At 66.7% G+C, this 18,796-nt stretch carries 17 protein-coding genes; 3 read left to right on the top strand and 14 right to left on the bottom strand.

Annotation, left to right across the window (positions count from 1 at the left end; translation table 11 throughout):
- Nucleotides 1-6 precede the first annotated feature (6 nt).
- The 5 genes from ACZ50Q_RS02350 to ACZ50Q_RS02330 all read right to left on the bottom strand — a co-directional run bounded on the left by ACZ50Q_RS02350 (nucleotide 7) and on the right by ACZ50Q_RS02330 (nucleotide 5,496).
- Complete coding sequence (locus ACZ50Q_RS02350) at nucleotides 7-888, bottom strand: ABC transporter permease (protein WP_464080420.1); 882 nt, start codon at nucleotides 886-888, stop codon at nucleotides 7-9.
- 8 nt (nucleotides 889-896) lie between these two features.
- Entirely contained in the window at nucleotides 897-1,943 is a 1,047-nt protein-coding gene (locus tag ACZ50Q_RS02345; RefSeq protein WP_092576351.1) for an ABC transporter ATP-binding protein, read from the bottom strand.
- A 3-nt stretch (nucleotides 1,944-1,946) separates the two neighbouring features.
- Nucleotides 1,947-2,705: an ABC transporter permease gene (locus ACZ50Q_RS02340; protein WP_464081940.1), complete on the bottom strand. Its 759-nt coding sequence runs from the start codon at nucleotides 2,703-2,705 to the stop codon at nucleotides 1,947-1,949.
- Nucleotides 2,706-3,055: 350 nt separating this feature from the next.
- Complete coding sequence (locus ACZ50Q_RS02335) at nucleotides 3,056-4,150, bottom strand: M14 family metallopeptidase (protein ID WP_464080419.1); 1,095 nt, start codon at nucleotides 4,148-4,150, stop codon at nucleotides 3,056-3,058.
- 2 nt (nucleotides 4,151-4,152) lie between these two features.
- The gene (locus ACZ50Q_RS02330) at nucleotides 4,153-5,496 is read right to left on the bottom strand and encodes an MFS transporter (RefSeq protein ID WP_464080418.1); all 1,344 of its coding nucleotides are present in this window, start codon (nucleotides 5,494-5,496) and stop codon (nucleotides 4,153-4,155) included.
- A gap of 186 nt (nucleotides 5,497-5,682) precedes the next feature.
- Here ACZ50Q_RS02330 and ACZ50Q_RS02325 point away from each other — a divergent pair, with 186 nt between their 5' ends.
- The gene (locus ACZ50Q_RS02325; RefSeq protein ID WP_464080417.1) at nucleotides 5,683-6,636 is read left to right on the top strand and encodes a LysR substrate-binding domain-containing protein; all 954 of its coding nucleotides are present in this window, start codon (nucleotides 5,683-5,685) and stop codon (nucleotides 6,634-6,636) included.
- Here ACZ50Q_RS02325 and ACZ50Q_RS02320 read toward each other — a convergent pair.
- From ACZ50Q_RS02320 to ACZ50Q_RS02305, 4 genes are read right to left on the bottom strand one after another with little or no spacing between them, the layout of a single operon-like run.
- Nucleotides 6,536-7,669, bottom strand: coding sequence for a hypothetical protein (locus ACZ50Q_RS02320; protein WP_464080416.1), 1,134 nt, complete (start codon nucleotides 7,667-7,669; stop codon nucleotides 6,536-6,538). The two genes, ACZ50Q_RS02325 and ACZ50Q_RS02320, sit on opposite strands and share 101 nt — an antisense overlap.
- A gap of 15 nt (nucleotides 7,670-7,684) precedes the next feature.
- Nucleotides 7,685-8,023 carry a DMT family transporter gene (locus ACZ50Q_RS02315; RefSeq protein ID WP_464080415.1) on the bottom strand — a complete coding sequence of 113 codons (339 nt, stop codon included), beginning with the start codon at nucleotides 8,021-8,023 and terminating at the stop codon, nucleotides 7,685-7,687.
- A gap of 2 nt (nucleotides 8,024-8,025) precedes the next feature.
- Complete coding sequence (locus tag ACZ50Q_RS02310) at nucleotides 8,026-8,916, bottom strand: decaprenyl-phosphate phosphoribosyltransferase (RefSeq protein WP_464080414.1); 891 nt, start codon at nucleotides 8,914-8,916, stop codon at nucleotides 8,026-8,028.
- Nucleotides 8,913-9,536: an HAD-IB family hydrolase gene (locus ACZ50Q_RS02305; RefSeq protein WP_092576373.1), complete on the bottom strand. Its 624-nt coding sequence runs from the start codon at nucleotides 9,534-9,536 to the stop codon at nucleotides 8,913-8,915. Before ACZ50Q_RS02305 ends, ACZ50Q_RS02310 begins: the two co-directional genes overlap by 4 nt.
- A gap of 394 nt (nucleotides 9,537-9,930) precedes the next feature.
- On the opposite strand from ACZ50Q_RS02305, the gene ACZ50Q_RS02300 reads away from it, so the two are divergent.
- Together ACZ50Q_RS02300 and ACZ50Q_RS02295 are read left to right on the top strand one after the other, a co-directional pair.
- Complete coding sequence (locus tag ACZ50Q_RS02300; RefSeq protein ID WP_092576376.1) at nucleotides 9,931-10,314, top strand: SecDF P1 head subdomain-containing protein; 384 nt, start codon at nucleotides 9,931-9,933, stop codon at nucleotides 10,312-10,314.
- A gap of 184 nt (nucleotides 10,315-10,498) precedes the next feature.
- Nucleotides 10,499-12,589: a PhoX family protein gene (locus ACZ50Q_RS02295; protein ID WP_464080413.1), complete on the top strand. Its 2,091-nt coding sequence runs from the start codon at nucleotides 10,499-10,501 to the stop codon at nucleotides 12,587-12,589.
- 163 nt (nucleotides 12,590-12,752) lie between these two features.
- Here the strand turns inward: ACZ50Q_RS02295 and ACZ50Q_RS02290 are convergent, their stop codons facing one another.
- The 5 genes from ACZ50Q_RS02290 to ACZ50Q_RS02270 all read right to left on the bottom strand — a co-directional run bounded on the left by ACZ50Q_RS02290 (nucleotide 12,753) and on the right by ACZ50Q_RS02270 (nucleotide 18,796).
- Entirely contained in the window at nucleotides 12,753-13,721 is a 969-nt protein-coding gene (locus ACZ50Q_RS02290) for a glycosyltransferase family 9 protein (protein WP_464080412.1), read from the bottom strand.
- Between the two features lie 73 nt (nucleotides 13,722-13,794).
- Nucleotides 13,795-15,003 (bottom strand): pectate lyase family protein, encoded by a 1,209-nt coding sequence (locus tag ACZ50Q_RS02285; protein ID WP_464080411.1) that lies wholly within the window; start codon nucleotides 15,001-15,003, stop codon nucleotides 13,795-13,797.
- Between the two features lie 11 nt (nucleotides 15,004-15,014).
- Nucleotides 15,015-16,934 carry a tetratricopeptide repeat protein gene (locus tag ACZ50Q_RS02280; RefSeq protein ID WP_464080410.1) on the bottom strand — a complete coding sequence of 640 codons (1,920 nt, stop codon included), beginning with the start codon at nucleotides 16,932-16,934 and terminating at the stop codon, nucleotides 15,015-15,017.
- Nucleotides 16,927-17,958 carry a KpsE/RkpR family capsule polysaccharide export protein gene (locus ACZ50Q_RS02275; RefSeq protein WP_172805905.1) on the bottom strand — a complete coding sequence of 344 codons (1,032 nt, stop codon included), beginning with the start codon at nucleotides 17,956-17,958 and terminating at the stop codon, nucleotides 16,927-16,929. Before ACZ50Q_RS02275 ends, ACZ50Q_RS02280 begins: the two co-directional genes overlap by 8 nt.
- A 121-nt stretch (nucleotides 17,959-18,079) precedes the next feature.
- Nucleotides 18,080-18,796 (bottom strand): ATPase, encoded by a 717-nt coding sequence (locus tag ACZ50Q_RS02270; protein ID WP_076517495.1) that lies wholly within the window; start codon nucleotides 18,794-18,796, stop codon nucleotides 18,080-18,082.

Raw genomic sequence — 18,796 nt, 5'->3', positions numbered from 1 at the left:
TCGCGGTCAGGACGCCATGGTCTTGATATAGCGGCGGTGGATCAGCCAGTTCGAAACCAGCGCGATGATGAGCGTGCCGCAGACCAGGATGACCGCCAGCGCGGCGCCGAACGGCCAGTTCGAGGCCTTGGTGATCTGGTCGTACAGCGCGGGCGCCATCATCGTCAGGCCCGACCCGCCCAGCAGCACCGGCGTGGCGTAGGCATTCATGCACAGAATGAACACCAGCATCGTCCCCGCCGCCACGCCCGGGGCGGCGATCGGAAGCACGATGCGGCGGAACGTGGTGAAGAAGCTGGCGCCCACGTTGCGCGCCGCCTCTTCCACCGACAGGTCCATGCCTTCCAGCACGCTTTGCAGCGTCAGGATCAGATAGGGCATGACGACAGCGGTGGTGCCGATCACGACGGCGGTGGGCGTGTACATCAGGGTCAGCGGCTTCTCGATGATGCCCAGCCCCTGCAGCACCGCGTTGACGACGCCGGCGTTGCCCAGCGCGACCATCCAGCCCGCCGCGCGCACCACGTTGCCCACCATCAGGGGAAACACGAGCAGGATCACGAACAGGCTCTTGAACCGGCTCTGCGTGCGCGCCAGGAAGTACGCCACCGGAAAACCCAGCACCAGGGCCAGCACGGTGCACAGCGCCGCGATGCCCAGCGTGGTGAAGAAGATGTCGCGATAGTAGGGATCGCCAAAGAACTTGGCGTAGTTCTCGAAGGTGAAGGCCGTCTGCATCATCTCGACCGGGTCGAAATGATTGAAGCTGTAGCGCGCCAGTTGGAGGATGGGGATCATGATGATCACCAGCACCACCAGCGAAGCCGGAAATGCCAGCCCCGGACCCAGCCAGCGGCTGGGCCGCCCGTCCTGCGTTGCGGTCGTCATGTCGCCTCCTATTGCGTGAAGGCCACGCAGTCGTCGGGCTCGAAGCACGCGTAGACGCGCGCACCGGCGACGGGCGGCGCGGCGCGTGCGCCGCCATTGACGACCTGGCTGATCATGCGATCGCCCCCATCGAGCTGCACCCGCACCTCCAGCACCGACCCCAGGTAGAGCGACGATTCGACGACGCCCGCCAGCGCGTTGCCGCCCGAAGGCTGCGACTGCAGCCGCACCCGCTCGGGCCGCACACCCACATGCGTGGCCTTGCCGCCGCCGGGCGCGGCGATGCGCTGGCCGGCCTGGGTCTGGAACTGGTCGTCGGCCTGGCCGCGCCCCGTGAAGACGTTCATCTTGCCCAGGAAGTCGGCCACGAAGAGATTGGCCGGCCGCTCGTAGAGCGTGTCGGGCGCGCCGACCTGCTGCACGATGCCGTCATGCATGATCGCCATGCGGTCCGCGATGGCCAGCGCCTCTTCCTGGTCGTGCGTCACGAAGACCGTGGTCAGGCCCAGGCGCCGCTGCAGGGCGCGGATTTCCTCGCGCACCTCCAGGCGCAGCTTGGCGTCAAGATTGGATAGCGGTTCATCCAGCAGGAACACCTTGGGCTCGATGGCCAGCGCGCGGGCGATCGCCACGCGTTGCTGCTGGCCGCCGGAAAGCTGGCGGGGATAGCGGTCGCGCAGCTCGGTCATGCGCACCATGTCCAGCACCCGGCGGATCTTGGCGTCGCGGTCGGCCTTGGGGACTTTGTGCATCTCCAGGCCGAACGCCACGTTCTCGGCCACCGTCATATGCGGGAAAAGCGCGTAGCGCTGGAACACCATGCCGGTGTCGCGCTTGTGCACGGGCAGCCTGGTGACGTCCGTTTCGCCGATGCGGATCCGCCCCGCCGTGGGCGTGATGAAGCCGGCGATCATGCGCAGCGTCGTGGTCTTGCCGCAGCCGCTGGGGCCCAGGAACGTGACCAGCTCGCCTTCGGCGATCTCCAGGGAAAAGTCGGACACCGCGACCGCCGCGCCGAACTGCTTGCGGATGTTCTCGATTGAGACCTTCGCCATTTCTTACACCACCTGACTGAGTTTCACATAGCGGTCGGTCACAAGCATGATGATGCCCAACAGCAGGATTTGCACCGAGGCCACCGACGCGATCGTCGGGTCCAGGTTGAATTCGAGGTACTGCATGATCGCGATCGGCAGCGTCGTGCGTCCGGGCCCCACCAGCGACAGCGACAGTTCAAGGTTCTCGAAAGACACCACGAAGCTGAACAGGGCGGCCGCGACGATGGAGGGACGCAGCATGGGCAGCGTCACGCGCAGAAAGGCCTTGGGAGCGCTGGCGCCCAGGTTGCGCGCGGCCTCTTCGATGGAACCGTCCAGGCCGGCCATGCCGGCCGTGACGAGGCGCACGGTCCACGGGATGGTGAGGCACACGTGGGCGATGACCAGGCCGCCGAAGGTGCCGACGAGGTCCTGGTCCAGCACGTTCTCGGCGCGCAGGTAAAAAAGATAGATCCCCACGCCCGCGACGATGCCGGGGATCAGCAGCGGCGAGAGCAGCAGCGTGTTGACGCCCTTGCTGCCCGCGAAGCGATAGCGCGCGATGGCGACCGCCGCCAGCACGCCCATGACCACGCCGATGAACGCGGCCACCAGCGACACCTGCAGGCTGAAGATGAAGCCATTGGCGAACGCAGGGTTCTCCCAGGCTTTCACGTACCAGGACAGCGTGTAGCCCGACGGCGGGAAATAGAGGATGGCGTCCTTGAAGAAGCTGAGCCAGACCACCAGCACGATGGGGCTGAGCATGAACGCATACATGAGTACCACGAAAACGCGGTGCAGCCACGTGGCCCACGGGATCACGCGCAACGGCTTTTCCCGCGAGACCGCGACGGCTGGGTCCAAAGGAGGTGCATTCTGCAAATCCGGATCCTTTCAGCAACTGCCGGCTCGGTTCGAAACTCCTCCGGAGACTCTTCGGCCCCTACGGTTAACCAAGCATATCTAGCGGTTGCTGCGCGGCTCAAGTAGGGATAACCCACGACACGACAAAAGTCGCGGGTTATCCCTGCGGTAGCCCCACAACCGGTGCAACCTGCCGTAATGCAACGGCCGGGCAGGTGCAACCCGACGCCCGCGGCCGCAGCTACCGGGCAGCTACCGGGCAGCTACGGCGCCGCCTCCAGGCCGCACAGCGCCTGCAACACCGCCACGCGGCTCTGGCCCAGCACCATGCCGTGCCAGTCTTCCTGCCCGCAATAGAACGCGTCCTTCGTGGCGCGCAGGATGTCGCGGCGCAACGCGTCGTGCGCATCCGGATGCGCACGCAGCCAGTTGCGTCCGCGCAGCGCGTGCACCACCTCGTCCCATCGCAGCGTGCCGAATTCCAGCGCCATCAAGGTGGGCTCGGACGCCGGGCAGGCGTCGTAGATCAGCCCCGCCAGATGGCCCGTGATGTCCACCGAGGCCGAACTGCCCTGGTAAGGCACCGCGAGGTCGCTGCCCCACCACTGCCGCGCGCGCGCCACTTGCACGTCGTCGCGCCGCCCGGCGTAGATCTTCTCGCCGTGGCCGCGCGGACCCAGTCCGGTGTGCACGTCGATCCAGCCAATGCGCGCGTGCCGGCTGGCGTGGGTCCGCAGGATCTGCCGCAGGTTGAGCAGCGACGGCGCATGGCGCGCGCCGCCGTAGAACAGGCCATCGGGATGCGTGTATTGACCGCGCGACACCGCCTGCGTCGTGGCGGCCAGCCCGTGCTCGTCGATGTGGCGCGCGATGGCCTGCCGGTTCTGCTCGGTCGGCGGCCACGTCTGCGGCAGCAGCAGGTCATGGATGTCGCCGTAGCCGGGATTGGCCGGCAGCGGCCCGCCGTCGAACGGCTGGGCATTGCGGTTCAGGTCCACATTGTCCTCGTCCGTGCGGGCGATCCAGGAAAAGCCGTAGGGATTCACCGCATGGACCAGCAGCAACGCCACGCCCGCCTGGCGCGCGCGTTCCAGCATGGGCGCGTCATCCAGCAGCGCAAGCTGGCAGCCCGATCCGCAGAAGCCTTCCACGCCATGCGTGGCCGACGTCATGATCAGCAGGCGCTGCGCGTCGGCATCGCCGATCAGCGCCACGTCCGTGGCCAGCGGTTCGCCCTGGCTGCCCGTCGGCGCGATGGCGTAGGACTGCACATGCGAGGCCAGCGGCGCGGCCGCGGCCAGGAAGCGCTCGCGCGCCTGCGCGTAGCTGTCGGAAAAATAGCGATTCGGCGATGGCATGATCAGGGCTCCTGGCTGTCGATGTCGTGGCCGGTGCGGTCCCGTATCCAGAACAGCACCACGGTGGAAAGCGTAACGGTGACCATCAGGTACCAGGCGGGCGCCATCGGGTTGCCGGTCACGTGCAGCAGCCACGTCACGAAGAACTGCGCGAACCCGCCGAAGACGGAGATGCCCAGCCCGTACACGACCGACATGCCCGTGGTGCGCACGGACTTGGGGAACAGTTCGGGCAGCATCGTGATCACCGGCGCGGTCTGCATCGCGAGCAGCACGGCCAGCAAGGCGATGACCGTCATCAGCCGGCCCGTGCTGGGCGCGGACACCAGCCATTCGAAGCACGGCAGCAGCGCGCATACCGTGACGGCGCGCGACCAGAAGATCACGCGCTTGCGGCCGACCCGGTCGGCGAGCATGCCGACCATGGGCGCCAGCACGAAGCCGATCGCACCCAGCACCACGCTGGCCAGCAGCGTGGACGTGGCGGGCAGCCCGAGTTCCTTGGTGGCGTAGGCCGGCATGTAAAAGCCGATGATCTGCGCGCACACCATCCCGCCGATCACGAGCAGAATACCTTTGGTGACCGTGCCCTTGTGCTCGGCAAACACCCGCCGCAGCGGCTGGTGGCCCGCCACGGCCGCCCGCCGGTCGCCGGTAGCGGGCTCGGGCGCGGGCGCGGGTTCCAGCGTTTCTTCCAGGTTGCGCCGGATGTACGCGCCCACCGGCACCGTCAGGATGCCGATCACAAAAGGCACGCGCCAACCCCAGTCCTGCATCTGCGCCTTGGTCAATGCCGCGGTCAGGACGGCCACGGTCAGCGCGCCCAGCATCACGCCGAGCGACTGGCTGCCGAACTGCCAGCTCGAATAGAAGCCCCGCTTGCCGGGCGGCGCGTGTTCGACCAGAAGCGTCGTCGACGCGCCCACCTCGCCGCCCGCCGCGAACCCCTGGATCAGCCGCGCCAGCACCATCAGGACCGGGCCCAGCACGCCCATCTGCGCGTGGGTGGGCGCCGCCGCGATGAGCGCGCAGCCCAGGCCCATCAGCCACAGCGTCAGGGTCATCGCCGCGCGCCGCCCATGCCGGTCCGCATACGACCCGATCAGCATCCCGCCGACGGGCCGCATCAGGAAGCCCACGCCGAAGGTGGCAGTCGTCAACAGCAACTGGCCGTACGCGGACGCCGCCGGAAAGAACAGCGGCCCGATGACCAGCATCAGGAAGGTGAAGACGGTGAAGTCGAAGAACTCCAGCGCGTTGCCGATGGTGGTGCCGGCAATGACCCGGCGGCGCATCGACGGCGCGTAAAGCGCATGACCGCCCGATGCGGCGATGGCAATAGACATGTTTTCCCCTTGATGTCCGGTCGGGGCTGCCCGTCCGTGGCTCCGGACGCTTTGCCTGCCCCATCGCCGTGAATATACGGATGGCGCACGATAAGAAAAAGACAGTATTTTTGTTCTAGTGAATACTTTTCTTTATATGGTCGCCGCCCCTGGCCGCGGGCGGCCCGCAACCGGACCGCAACGCCCATGAACCTGCGCCAACTTCGCGCCTTCGTGCTGATCGCCGAGCATCGCAGCATCCGCGCCGCCGCGCGCGCGCTTTTCGTCACCCAACCTGCCGCCACCCGCAGCCTGCGCGAACTGGAGCAAAGCGTGGGCGCCGAACTGGTTCGCCGCAGCGCCAAGGGCGTCGAGCTCACCGCTTACGGCGAGGCGCTGTACAAACGCGCCGTCCTGATCCTGCAGGAAGCGCGCAAGGCCCAGGAAGAAATCGGCCAGATGCGCGACGGTGAAGGCGGCACCCTCAACCTGGCCATCAGCTCGGCCGCGCTGACCGTGCTGCCTGCCGCGCTGGCGGCGTTTCGCGCGCGCATGCCGCGCGTCGCGGTGGCCTTCAACGAAGTCGCGCCGCCCTACAGCCATGAGCAGTTGGAGTCGGGCCGCTACGATTTCCTGGTCCAGACCGAGTATGACGGCGAGATCGACGACGGCTTTGCACGGACCACCCTGTTCTCGCTGCCGCTGGCGGTGGGTGCGCGCGCGGGCCATCCCTTGCGCGGCGCGCGCAGCCTGGCGGACCTGGGCGACGCGCTATGGCTGCTGCCCGGCAACATCCAGGCGCCCGCCAACCTGCTGCGGCTGGCGTTCGACGCGCACAAGCTGCCGCCGCCGCGCGACGTCATTCCCTGCCAGTCCATCGCCGTGGCGCTGGCGCTCATCGCGGAAAGCGACGCGCTGGGCATCTTCGTGCGCAATCTGTTCGACCACCAGCTGCTGCCCCGCGGGCTGCGCATGGTGCCGCTGGATCATGCGCTTCCCGCGGCACGCGTCTCCATCCTGACGCGCGCCGGCTCGCCGCCCACCCCCGCGGCGCAGTGCTTCATCGATTGCCTGCGCGAGGCGCAGGCGCTGCCGCGCCGCGCATCCACGCGGTCAAGGCCATCGCCATCAGCACCAGCAGCGACGGATACAGCATGCTGAGGTTGCGCATCTCGCCGGGCGAACAGAACAGCAAGAACAGCGGCAGGTTGATGCACAACGCCACCCGCGCGTGCCCGCGCAGCGCTGGCGGCAGCCCCGCACATCCGTTGACGGCGATGCCGGCGAAAGCCAGCACGGTCACGATGCCGAAGCCGCGCGGCAGCAGGACGCCGTAGGTGCTTTCGGTGCGCAGCCAGTTGCCCGGATCGGCGTAGTAGCGCAGGTTGTCCCACAGCTGGTAGTCAACGGTCGAGCCGGGATTGCCCGCGTAGCGCATCCGCAATGCGAGGTAGACGCTGCCGCAGACCAGCAGCAGCACGGCCACCAGGGCGGCCGACTGCGGGCGGGGCAGGTTCCGCCGCAAGAGCGGGTACAGGGCGGGCGTGAAAAAGAAAAAAGACTCCTTGTTCCAGGTCGCCAGCCCCGCCAGCGCCACCAGCCCGGCGAGCCTCATCGGTGTCTGACGCGATCCCCCCAAGGCCAGCAGCACTGCGCTCATCACGAAAAGCAGCTCGACGAAGTCGTAGAAATACCCGCCCTCGGTAAGGAAGAACGGCAGCATCAATGCCAGCACGGCCGGCGCGGCGGTCGAGGCGACCGCCGTGGCGCCGGCCTGCAGGCAGAGCCGCCGCATGACGAAGAGCGACGCCAGCAGGGCGACGAACGTCAGGTAATAGACCAGGTGATAGCGCAGGGTGACAGCGGGGAGCAAGGCCTCGGACCCCGGATAGCGCATCGCCAGTCCCGACCGGCTATTCACGCGCCGCGGCTCGGACAGGCGTTCGGACAGGCGCGCGACGGTCGCCGGCGGCAGCAGCGCCTGGACGCCGTTGGCGAGCGCCGGAATGAACTGGCGGTACACGTAGGGGCGGTGGGCGGTGCCTTCCACCATCTGCGACAGGCCCAGGGCGGGATGGCCGTCGTTGAGCCGCCATTTGGTGTAGAAACCGTTCATCACCGCGGCGGCAACCACGACATACGCGCAGCACAGCAAGAACCAGCGGTAGCCTGCGCTATGGAAGAATCGCTTCATGGAGTGCTCGCACGCCTATTTCGAGATGAGAAAGACGCCGAGGGCGATGAACGCCGCGCCCGCCATGCGCAGGGCCGTGATGGTCTCGGTGCCCGACACCAGCCCATAGACGAACACCCCCGCGATCGCGAACGCCACCATCAGCGGGTAGGCCAGCGTCAGATCGAGCTGGCGCAACGCCAGCGCGTAAAAGCCGAATCCCAGGCCGTAGGCGCCAATCGCGCCCAGATAGGGCCATGCCTGTGCCAGCAGCGACGGCGCGGCCGCCTGCGCGGACGCGGCCCCCGCCAGCTTGAGCGCCACGCTGGCCGCCACGCTGCATGCCCCGCTGAGTATCAGCCATACATATGCCATCTTCACGTCCTTACGAGCAAAACCACCACCGCCACCCACACCAGCACCGCAATGCGTATCGGGGTGTCGGCCAAGAGGTCGCGGCCCGGTTCCTCGCCCGATCCGCCCTTGTGCAGCAGGTAGATATAGCGAAAGACGCCGAAGGTCACGATGGGCAGCGTGATGACCAGATGCTGCGTGCCATGCAATGCCGCGGTCTCCGCGTCCACCGTGTACAGGCCGTAGGCCAGCAGCGTCGCACTGGCGGTGATGGCCACCAGGATGTCCAGCAATTGCGGGGAATAGTGCCGCAACACGGTGCGCGTGCCGCCATTCGCGGCGGGTGCATCGATGGGCGCCGAGGCGAATTCGGCGCGCCGCTTGGCAAAGCCCAGGAACAGCGTCAGCATGAAGCTGCACAGCAGCATCCATCGCGACGGAATGATGCCGACCGCGTAAGTGCCGCAGGCCAGCCGGATCATGAAGCCGGTGGCAATGCAGAACACGTCGACCAGCACCTTGTGCTTCAGGCTCAGAGTGTACGCAATGTTCAGCAGCAGATAGGCAGCGACGGACAGCGCCACGGGCCACAGCCCGCAGGCGAGCGGCAGGCCCAGCGCCGCGACGGCCAGCACGGCGATCAGCGCGCGGGCCGCGCGCAGGCCGACCCTCCCGCTGGCGATGGCGCGAAGCCGCTTCTTGGGATGGACCGCATCGACGGCGCGGTCGTGATAGTCGTTCAGCACGTACACCGCGCTGGACGCCAGGCAAAACGCCACGAAGCCCACGCCCACCGCAAACACCAGCGCCGGGTCCGACCACCTGTGGCTGAATATCAGGCCGATCAGGACAAAGCCATTCTTCAGCCATTGCTGAGGCCGCAGCAGAGATATCAGGGCATGGATGGCATTCATGGCTTGACCGCCTGGCCGCGATACCACGCATGGCGGGCGGCATCGATCAGCCACTGGTCGCCGCGGCTGTCGCCATAGGCATGGAGCTCATACCGGTCCGGCTCGCCAAACCGCTCGACCAGCCGCCGCAGCTTTTCGGGACCCCAGCAGTTGGGGCCCTCGAAGCCGCCCGTCAACCGGCCCTGCGCGTCAACCGCCATGCGCGTGCAGAGGAGGTCGTCAAACCCCAGGTAGCGCGCGACCTCATCCAGGTAGATATCGGGCGACGCGCTGACCAGCACGCAGCGGTCTCCGCGCTGCTGATGCCAGCGCAACCGCTCGATGAGGCCCGGACGCAGCGGGATGGTGTGCACCCATGCGCGCGCGATGTGCGCCAGTTCCGCGCGCGAACGCCCTTGCAGCGCGGCCCGGCACAGCGCCATCTTGGCGTGGTCGTTGCTGCGCAGGCCCAGGGCGAATGCCAGCAATGCGGGCGACGTTCGGACCGTCGACGCGAGCAATCGGACCCAGGACAGATGGGCCAGAAACGGGATAAATGTGTCGCGCTGGGTCAGGGTGCCGTCGAAGTCGAAGGCCGCGATCACGTGGGTGGGGGATGGAATCTGCGGTTGTATAGCCATGCTGCTATCGCGAGGGAGCGGGGCCGGGGCCTAGCCGTCACAAACTATGCCGGAAAATGTGCAAACGCCCAAGGCGCGAATGCGAGTTGTCAGACGCGGGCGTGTCCGGATGCAAACCAGACGCAAAGAAAGCCCACGCTTTATGTCAATATTTATTTGGATGTAACAGAAAAACATCCGATGATACTCCGGCTTTCGCCGCGCAAGGCGGCAAGAACCGTGTCATTCCTGCCCCTCTTCTCGCGGTCCTCCGGCCTTGCCCGTGCGCCGTGGCCGGCCGCCTGTGAGCGCGATGCGTTCGGCCATCGACGAACGCATCGCGGCGCGGGGTGCGCCTGGCGGCGCCTCACGATCGTATAGGATGGAGGCGTCGTCCCACAGAAGGAGCGTTCCCATGCCAACCCTGCGACATTACGCGCTGGCCGCGGCGCTGGCCGTCGCCCTCCCCCTGGCCGCCCACGCCGAATCCGTTGTCCTGCAAGTCGAGCAGGCCACACCGGGCGCCGATCCCCACACCAACGCCCGCGTCGTCGACATCAAGCTCAAGCCGCAAAGCACCCAGGCCCTGGCCGCCTTCACGCGCGAGCGCGTGGGCCAGCGCATCCAGCTTCGCTCGAACGGCATCCTCTTGTCCTCGGCCACCTTGAAGAGCCCGCTGGAAGGCGACAGCCTGCGCATCACGGCGGGCGAGCACGGCTTTGCCGGCAAGTCGGCCGAAGAAATCGCGCAAAGCATCATGAAGGAAGGCGGCTTGACCATGGACGACGAGAACCGATAGCCACGCCCGCAATCCTGGCAGTCCCGGGCTGGCGCCGCGAAAGCGGCGTCAGCCTTTTGTTTGCGGCATCGCGCGCGTGTCGGTCAACCGCCAATCGGTTTCAACCATCTGTCATTAACCTTTCATTTCGGACTTCTAGTATTGCTCGTCCCGATCGGGCACAGACCCAAAGCCAGGAGTTCCAATGAGCAAGTCCATCTCCGACAAGACCGTCCGCAACCCCAGCCAGAGCACGCCATTCAGCGAGATCCTGGAAAAGAACATGTCGCGCCGCATGGTGATGCGCGGCGGCCTCGCCGCCGCCTTCGCCACCGTGACCAGCCTCGGCCTTGCCGGCTGTAATGGCAGCGACGACGATGACGACGACGTCGACGGCGGCGGCCAGAACCCCTCGCCCGAAGTGCCCGGCGGCGAGCAGCCCGCCGCGCCGGTCAAGTTGGGATTCGATTCCTTGGCTCCGTCGATGACCGACGCCTGCGTCGTGCCGGCCGGCTACATCGCCCACGTGTTCGCACCGTGGGGCACGCCGTTCAACGACAACGCAAACCCCTGGGATCGCAACGGCAACAACAGCTCGACCGACCTGCTCAATTCCACCGGCATGCACCACGACGGCATGCATTTCTTCCCGATCAACGGCAGCTCCACCGAAGGCCTGCTGGCGGTCAACCACGAATACATCGACCAGCAGGCGCTGCATCCCAACGGTCCCACCACCGTTGCCGGCAAGCGCCCCATCGAAGAAATCCGCAAGGAAATCAACGCGCATGGCGTGGCGATCCTGCATGTGCGCCGCGAGAACGGCCGTTGGAACATCGTCCACAACTCGCGCTACAACCGCCGCTTCACGTCGGCCACGCCCATGAAGCTGGCTGGCCCGGTGGCCGGCACGGACTGGGTCAAGACCCCGTATTCGCCGAACGGCACGATGGTGCGCGGCACCAACAACAACTGCGGCAACGGCTTCACGCCGTGGGGCACCTACATCACCGCCGAGGAAAACTGGGCCGCCTGCTTCGTGAACACCGGCACCCAGCCCGCGCACCAGCTGCGCGTCGGCGTGCCCGCCACCGCCGGCCGCTACCAATGGGAAACGGGCGCCGCCGATCCGCTGGAGGTCCAGGGCGAGTTCGCGCGCTTCAACGTCACCGAAACCGGCGCGGACTTCACGCAGGACTGGCGCAACGAGGTGAACGGCTTCGGCTATCTGGTCGAGATCGATCCCTACGACGAAAACAGCATCGCCACCAAGCGCACCTCGATGGGCCGCTTCGCGCACGAAGGCTGCGCCTACGGCAAGCCCGAGGCCGGCAAGCCGCTGGCCTTCTACAGCGGCGACGACTCGCGCTTCGAATACATCTACCGCTTCGTCTCGGAAGCCGTGTGGGATCCGAAGGACGCCGAACGCACGGACCGCCTGGCTGTCGGCGCCAAGTACCTGGACAAGGGCACGCTGTACGTCGCGCGCTTCGACGCCGACGGCTCCGGCGAATGGATTGCGCTCACCGGCTCGACCGTGGGCGCAGGCGGCCGCACGCTGGCCGACGAGTTCGGCAGCCAAGAGAACATCATCATCAATACCCGCGGCGCGGCCGATTTCGTGGGCGCCACGCCCATGGACCGCCCGGAATGGACGGCGACGCACCCGACCAACGGCGACATCTACCTCACGCTGACCAACAACTCCAGCCGCAACGCCAGCAAGGGCACGAACCCGGCCAACCCGCGCCTGAACAACGTCAACGGCCACATCGTGCGCTGGCACGACGAGCCGGGCTCGACCAAGTTCAAGTGGGACATCTTCGTGTTCGGCTCGGACGCCGGCGCCGACGCCGACACCAACCGCTCGGGCCTGACCACGCTGAACCAGCTCGCCAGCCCGGACGGCCTGAGCTTCGACGCGCGCGGCATCCTGTGGATCCAGACCGACAACGGTATCGACGGCGGCCGCAACAACAACGTGGCCAAGGCGACCAACGACCAGATGCTGGCCGTGATCCCGGGCGCCCTGGCCGACAGCACCGGCACGGGCCCCGCGATCAATGCGTCCAACCAGGCCGACCTGCGCCGCTTCTTCGTCGGCCCGAACGAAGCCGAAGTCACTGGCTTCGCGTTCACGCCGGACTACACCAGCATCTTCCTGAACATCCAGCACCCGGTGAACTGGCCGGCGTACGACACGGATGATGCGACCCAGGCCACCACGGGCGTCGTCCGCCCGCGTTCGTCGACGGTGGTGATCCAGCGCGCCGACGGCGGTCCGATCGGCGTGTGAAGGCGTGGCGTCCAGGGTGATCCGCCTGCCCTGACCGCGGAATCAGCGCTGCACGCTTCGTGAACCATGCCCCGGGAGGTCGGAGAAGATCCGACTTCCCGGGGCATTCGCATTGATGCGTGTCACCCGGACCGCGAGACACTGTCCGTTGAAGTCCGCTTGCTCAGGCGTTGGGCGAAGCCTGAAGAGGGACCGGGTTGTTCAGCGAGCGATGCGCTGCCTGGGCGACACGGTCACAAGACGATCGTGACTTGGGATCGGCAAGCACTGCCATGCACGCCTCGAGCACACGCGCCGGCGGGATCGAGTTGATGTCCGAGGACCCCGCATCGGGCACGACATCCCGGGTATAGTCGCGCGCCCAGAACCACTCCGGATTGGGTTCGTTGAACACGCCCACGTAGGGCACGCAAAGCCCCTGGCCGATGTGGGACGGACCGCAATCGTTTGCGACGACCAAACGGGCGTCCTGCATCAGCGCGACCAATTCGGCCACCGACCGACCGCTTTCCAGCCGAAAGTCCGGACGGTTCAGATGTTCCAACCAGGCGCGCTCGGCCGTCTCGGCCGGTCCCAGGACAAACGAGAACACCGCGTCGCCGCCCAGCCGGGTCTGCAGCAGATCGGCCAGCGCGACGTAATGCTCAACCGACCACCGTTTGAACGGTCCCTTGCCGCCTCCCGGAATCATGACGATGTCGGCAGGCTTCACCTTGCCGGCACAGGGCCGCGCGATCTCCAGGAAGCACTCGCGCGCGATGGCCTCCGGATCGTGCGGCTGTATCTTCGCCAGCAGCCTCAGGTTCGCCAGCCCGATGTACTCGCGGATGTCCTTGATGTGGGAATGCGTCCAGACGCAATCGCCAATCCTGCGGTTATTGAAGCCCAGCCGCAGCGCGGGCCGACGCAACAGATTGAGCAGCGCAAAGCGTTCGCTGGAATGATGCAGCGTCAGCGATGCGCTGGCGCGTCGGGGGAACGCCCTGACCTGGTCGCTGAATGCGTCGGCGCGGACGAACTGGTCCACCCACGGCAGCCGCGTGTAGAAATCGCCTACGTCGAACCGGGAGACCACGCGCACTTGCTTATCCGGCCACAGTTTCTTGACGAGATAAAGCGCGGGAAACGCCACGATCTGGTCGCCGTATCGCGACTTGCTACGAACGAATACAACGATATCTGCCATGGCTACTTAAATGATGAAATCACGGTGGACAACCGGCGCCAGTCCGCGACTGCGGCAGCGGTGTGTCCCCCGACGTATTGCCCGCGAACTTGCGGATCTTCTCGGCCAGTTCCGGCGTCGCCTTTTCGTAGCCGTAGCAGTAAGGCGGCGCCGGGACCGCGTCCGGGCGGTAGTCCTGCAGCACCGGCTTCGCGTCGCCCAGGTACAGGTTGTCTTTCAGACGCAGGAAGGCCTTGTAGTCGCGAGTGTAGCCGTGTTCGTCCTTGCGCGTTTCGTACGCGCCGCGGTCGGACTCGCCGTTACCCAGCGCACTGCGCTGGGGCGCAATGGGGATGTAGCGGCAGTAGTTCACGTTGATACCTTCCACCGTGGGAAAGAACTCGGGCTCCACGCACTTGCGCTGCGCGTCGTTGTTGAAGATGTTGCCTTCGACCAGGGCCTTGGCCTCCAGGCTGAAGCTCATGCCGTAGAAGTCCCAGTTCTCGACCAGGTTGTTGAAGAGGTGGAAGGTGCCGAACTGCGCCCGGGGGTTGCGCTGCACGGTGTTGAAGAAATAGTTGTGGTGCAGCGTCACGCGCGCAATCGCATCGCGCTCGTAGTTGTGAAAGAGGTCCTTGGACGTGATGTTGTTCAGCAGCATGACCTTGTTCGAGTTGTGGAACTTGGTCCACGAGATCGTCACGTCGGTCGATCCGTTCTTCACATTGAGCAGGCGGTCCGACATCCGGGACAGGTCCATATGGTCGACCCACACGTCCCGGCTGCCATTGGCCACGTTGACGGCCTGGGTCAGCCGGTTCAGGCGCCCGTCGATGGTCAGATGCGTCAGGATGACGTTCTTAACGCCATACACGCCCAGGCCATCGTCGATCAACGCCACCCGCCTGCCGCGCCCGTCGATCGTCGTGTTCGACGGCACGCGCAACTGCGATTCCAGCACGATGGTCATGTCGGACGCGAAGCGGATCCACGTCGGCCCCTTCTTGGCCTGCTTCAGGGCGGCACGCAGCGTGCCCGGTCCCGAGTCCTGGTCCGAGGTCACCTCGATGAATCTGCCGCCCAGCCCGCCCGTGGCCTTGGCGCCGTAGCCTTCGCGCTGTTGCAGCAGTTCGGATACGAAGGGGCATTGCGCCGTCGGCGCGCCGCACCGCTCGTCCGCGACGGCGGCGCTGCCATATAGCGCGACCAGCGCCGCCAGCCAGGCCATCACTTTCTTTCGTGCAAGCATCCCGCGTGCTCCTATTCTTGCGCGGTCGGGTCCGCGGCCGTCACATGGCGCCAGATACCCCCGCTCAGGCGCAGGTTCTCCGGCGGACCGGCCAGGTGGTTGCGCAGGTGTTCGAGGTACGCCTTCTGCCAGCGAAGCGCGTACGCCTGCGCGTCCTCGCCCGGATTGGCGGCCGGCAGCATTTCCAGCGTGTAGGCCACCTGGCCGTTTTCCCAACGCGGCGCATAGAACACCGAGGGCACGTTCATCCGATGGGCCAGATGGGCCGCGAAGCCCGAATAGGTCACCTCCTGCCCTTCGAAGGTCGTGCGCGGCGCGGCGGGATTCGCCGCGCCATCGATGGCAAGGCACAGCACAAAGCCCGAATTGATTGCCCGCATGCACGACTTGGCGACCTGCGCCTCGGTCTGGTCGGCGGTGGAAATCAGCGCCTCGGCATAGCTGCTGCGGGCGATGCTGGGCGCCGATGCCAGCCAGCGAGACGGGATGCCGACCAGTTCCAGCGCCATCAGCCCGGCGTACATCGGACCGACATGCGCCGTGGCGACCACGACGCCGCGCCCCGCCGCCAGCAGCGGCGCAAAGAAGCGCTCGCCGGTGTCCAGTTCACCCAGCATTTCCATCGCTTCCTCGACCCGCTCCTCGCGGCATTCCAGCCAGTCGAAGAGCAGATGGTCGATCAGGTGGCCCCAGCGCGCGCGGCGTTCCCAGGTGGCGCGGTCGATGGACGTGTCGCCGCGCATCGACCAGGCCCAGTCCAGGCGCGCCTTCGGGATCGGCGCGGAATCAAGCTGTTCTTCCATGCGCGCCAGGGCTTCCTGGAACGTCTCGGGCAACTTCGCGCCGCGCTTGGCGACGTACTGCAGGAACATCGCCTCGGCCTCTTCCTTGCGGCCCGCCTGCGACAGCGCGCCAATGGCGGACCGCTGCCACAGCAGGTTGTCGGGCGACTTTTCCAGCAGCTTCATCATCTGGTCGGCCGCATCGTCGTACCGCAAGGTGTAGCGCAGCGCGCGGGCGTACAGGCCGCGTGTCTGCTCCAGGTCGGGCGCCAACTCGATGGCGCGCTCCAGCGGCGCCACCGATTCCTTGTAGCGGCCGGCGCGCAGCAGGGTTTCGCCATGGAGCGTCAGCAGCCGCACGTCGTCCGGCGCCGCCTGCAGACCGGCTTCGAAATGCGCCAGCGCGTGCGTCTTGCGGTCGTCTTCCGCGCCGCGCCGCAGGTGTGCCAACCCCAGCGACGAACGCAGCGCCGCGCAATCGTGGCCCGCGCGCAGCGCACCGTCGCCCAGGCGGATCGCCGCGGCGGTGCGGCCGTCGGCCAGCAGGGCGCGCACGGCCATCGTCGCCACCCGTTCATTGGGCAGCTTGTCCGGATCCAGCGCCGCCGCGATGCCGGACGCCTCGGCGACGTCGCCATTGCGCACGAAGGCCATCAACCAGGCATACGCGTCCTCGGGCGCGCTCTGCGCGAGCGGCAGGGTGGTGCGGGCGACTTCTGCCGCCTGGTCCACGCGGCCCGCCTGCACGCGCAGTTGGATGCGCGCGGCATGCAGCGCCGTATTGCCGGGTTCGATGCCGGCGGCGGCGTCGGCTTCGGCAATGGCCCTGTCCCACTGCTCCAGGCGGCCCAGCAGGCTGGCCAGCAGGCGTCGGTCGTCAGCGCGCGTGGGATGCGCGGCGATCAGCGTCTCCAGCGCGGCGACGGCGGGCACCAGCCTGCCCTCTTTCACGTAGGGCGAAACCAGCAGCCGCCGAACCTCGCGCCACCCGTCCCTGGCCTGCCGCAGCGCGGGATCCAGCGCCGCCATGTCGCGTTCGGGCTGGGCCGAGGCCCGGATCTGTCCGATCACATCCCGCAGGCGCGCGGTGGCGTCCTGCGGCTCGGCGCCGGCGTCGAGCCGGCGGCTTTCGATAGCGGTATCAACCATGACGCAGACCCCTCAACAATGCCATCGCCACCCGAGCGATGAACATGAGCACAAAACCCAGCGCCAGCGCCTGCAGCAGCAGGATGCCCGCGCGCGGGCTGCTGGGCCGGTCCGTGGGTACCGGTTGCGCGATGATGGACAGATACCGCTGCAGGCGCAGCGCGTCCGTCATCGCCTGCTGGTAGGACTGCTGCGCCAGCGTCAGGTTCGAATCCGCAAACACCTGGGCATTGCGCAGCGCTTCGTATTCCTTGAGCTGCTTCGCTTCCGTATTGCCATCGCCGCTCAGGCGCTGGCGCACGGACGCGAGCCGCTTTTTCAGCGCCGCCACCTGCATCTGGGCCGGCTTGAGCATGAAGTGGTCCTTGTTGTTCAGGGCCCGGATCTTGTCCAGGTTGATCTGCGCGCTGCTCAGCTCGCCTTCCAGCTGGCTGGACAGGTTGAGCAGCATGGACACCGTCGCGCTCGGGTCGATGTTGCCGTGCTTCGTGCGCCACGTCGTCAGGGCGTCCCGCGCCGCCAGCGCCTTCTCCTCGGCAAACTTGACCGACTCCTCGCTCACCTTCAGCTTGTCGGCCACGCCCTTCTCGTTCATCGAGCTGACGAACTGCTCGGCCAGGCCGATCAGTTCCTTGGACAGCGTGGCCGCGTCTTCCGACGAGAACGCGCTGACCCGCAGCACGTCGATCTGCTCCAGCGCGTTGAACGACACGTGCACCGACGCCTGATAGGCGCGATACAGGTCGTCTTCGCTGGAATCCTCGGCCAGGCGGTTGAACGGATCCAGTCCGTCGTTCGTCAGATAGCGGCGCAGGCCGACTTTCCTGTCCAGTTGCTGCATGCTGTCGCGCGATTTCAGGAAGTCAGCCACGGCCCACCCGTCCACGAATCCGCCCAGCATGCCGCCCGAGTTGCCCGTCGTGAGCAGGCTGGCCGCCGCGCCGCCGCCACCCTGCTGGCCGGACGCCGACTGCACGAAGAACCGCGACTCGGCCTCATAGCGCGGCGTGGCGACAAACGACAGATAGATCAGCGCCAACACCACGGGCACCAGGACAATCAGCGCATTGATCCAGCGATGGCGGCGCCGCTCGCGCAGCGCCGATTGCCGTTCGCGGCGCCGGCGTTCGATCTCGGATCCGCCTTCAGAACCCGAGCTGGCCTTCGTCGAAGCCGCCTCCGAGGACGTCGTCGCCTGTGCCGGAGTCGCTCCGTGATCGTCGCGGGGGATACCTGCGGAGGCACTGGTCGAGGTCGTCGTCGATGCTGAGCGCGCTTCGTTCATAGATCAAGCCTTTGAAGCAATAATCCGCCAACTGATTCTGGCGATAACTGGAAAAAATGAGTGTCCGGCCCACCAGCCGCTCTTCGAAAAGAGCCAGCCAGAGCCGGGTGAAACGGCAAGGCTCGAAGGGGATGCTCCCTTCGATCACGTAGACATCGAACGCGGGCGCCAGCGCCAGCGCGAACGAGAACTCCTGCCGCACGTAAAGCGGCCAATGCTCCATGGGCTTGGCCAGCATCTTGGGATCGCTGATCAGGTCCGCGACCAGTTCGTACGTTGCGCCGGGATCGATCTCGTACATTTCGCTGACGAAGTCGATCATGCTCAGGCCGTTGGCCTTGCCGCGGATGAAGCCTTGCCGGCCGATGGCCCACGAGACGTTGCCGTCGTGCTTGACGAAGCCCTGGCGCGGCGGACGCAGGCAGCACAGCACGTCCACCAGCTGACGGTGCATTTCCGGCGTGGGCGACAGCAGCGCATAGCGCCCGGCCGGAATGTCGAGCGTGGCATTGGCAAGCAGGGGCTGCCGGCTGCCAAAGGCATAGGGTTCGTCGGTTACGCCATTCAGATGGATCAT

This window comes from Achromobacter sp. T5-5 (assembly GCF_055397965.1).
Note: the sequence above shows the minus strand (reverse complement) of the source record. Positions and strands in the feature narration are given on the sequence as shown.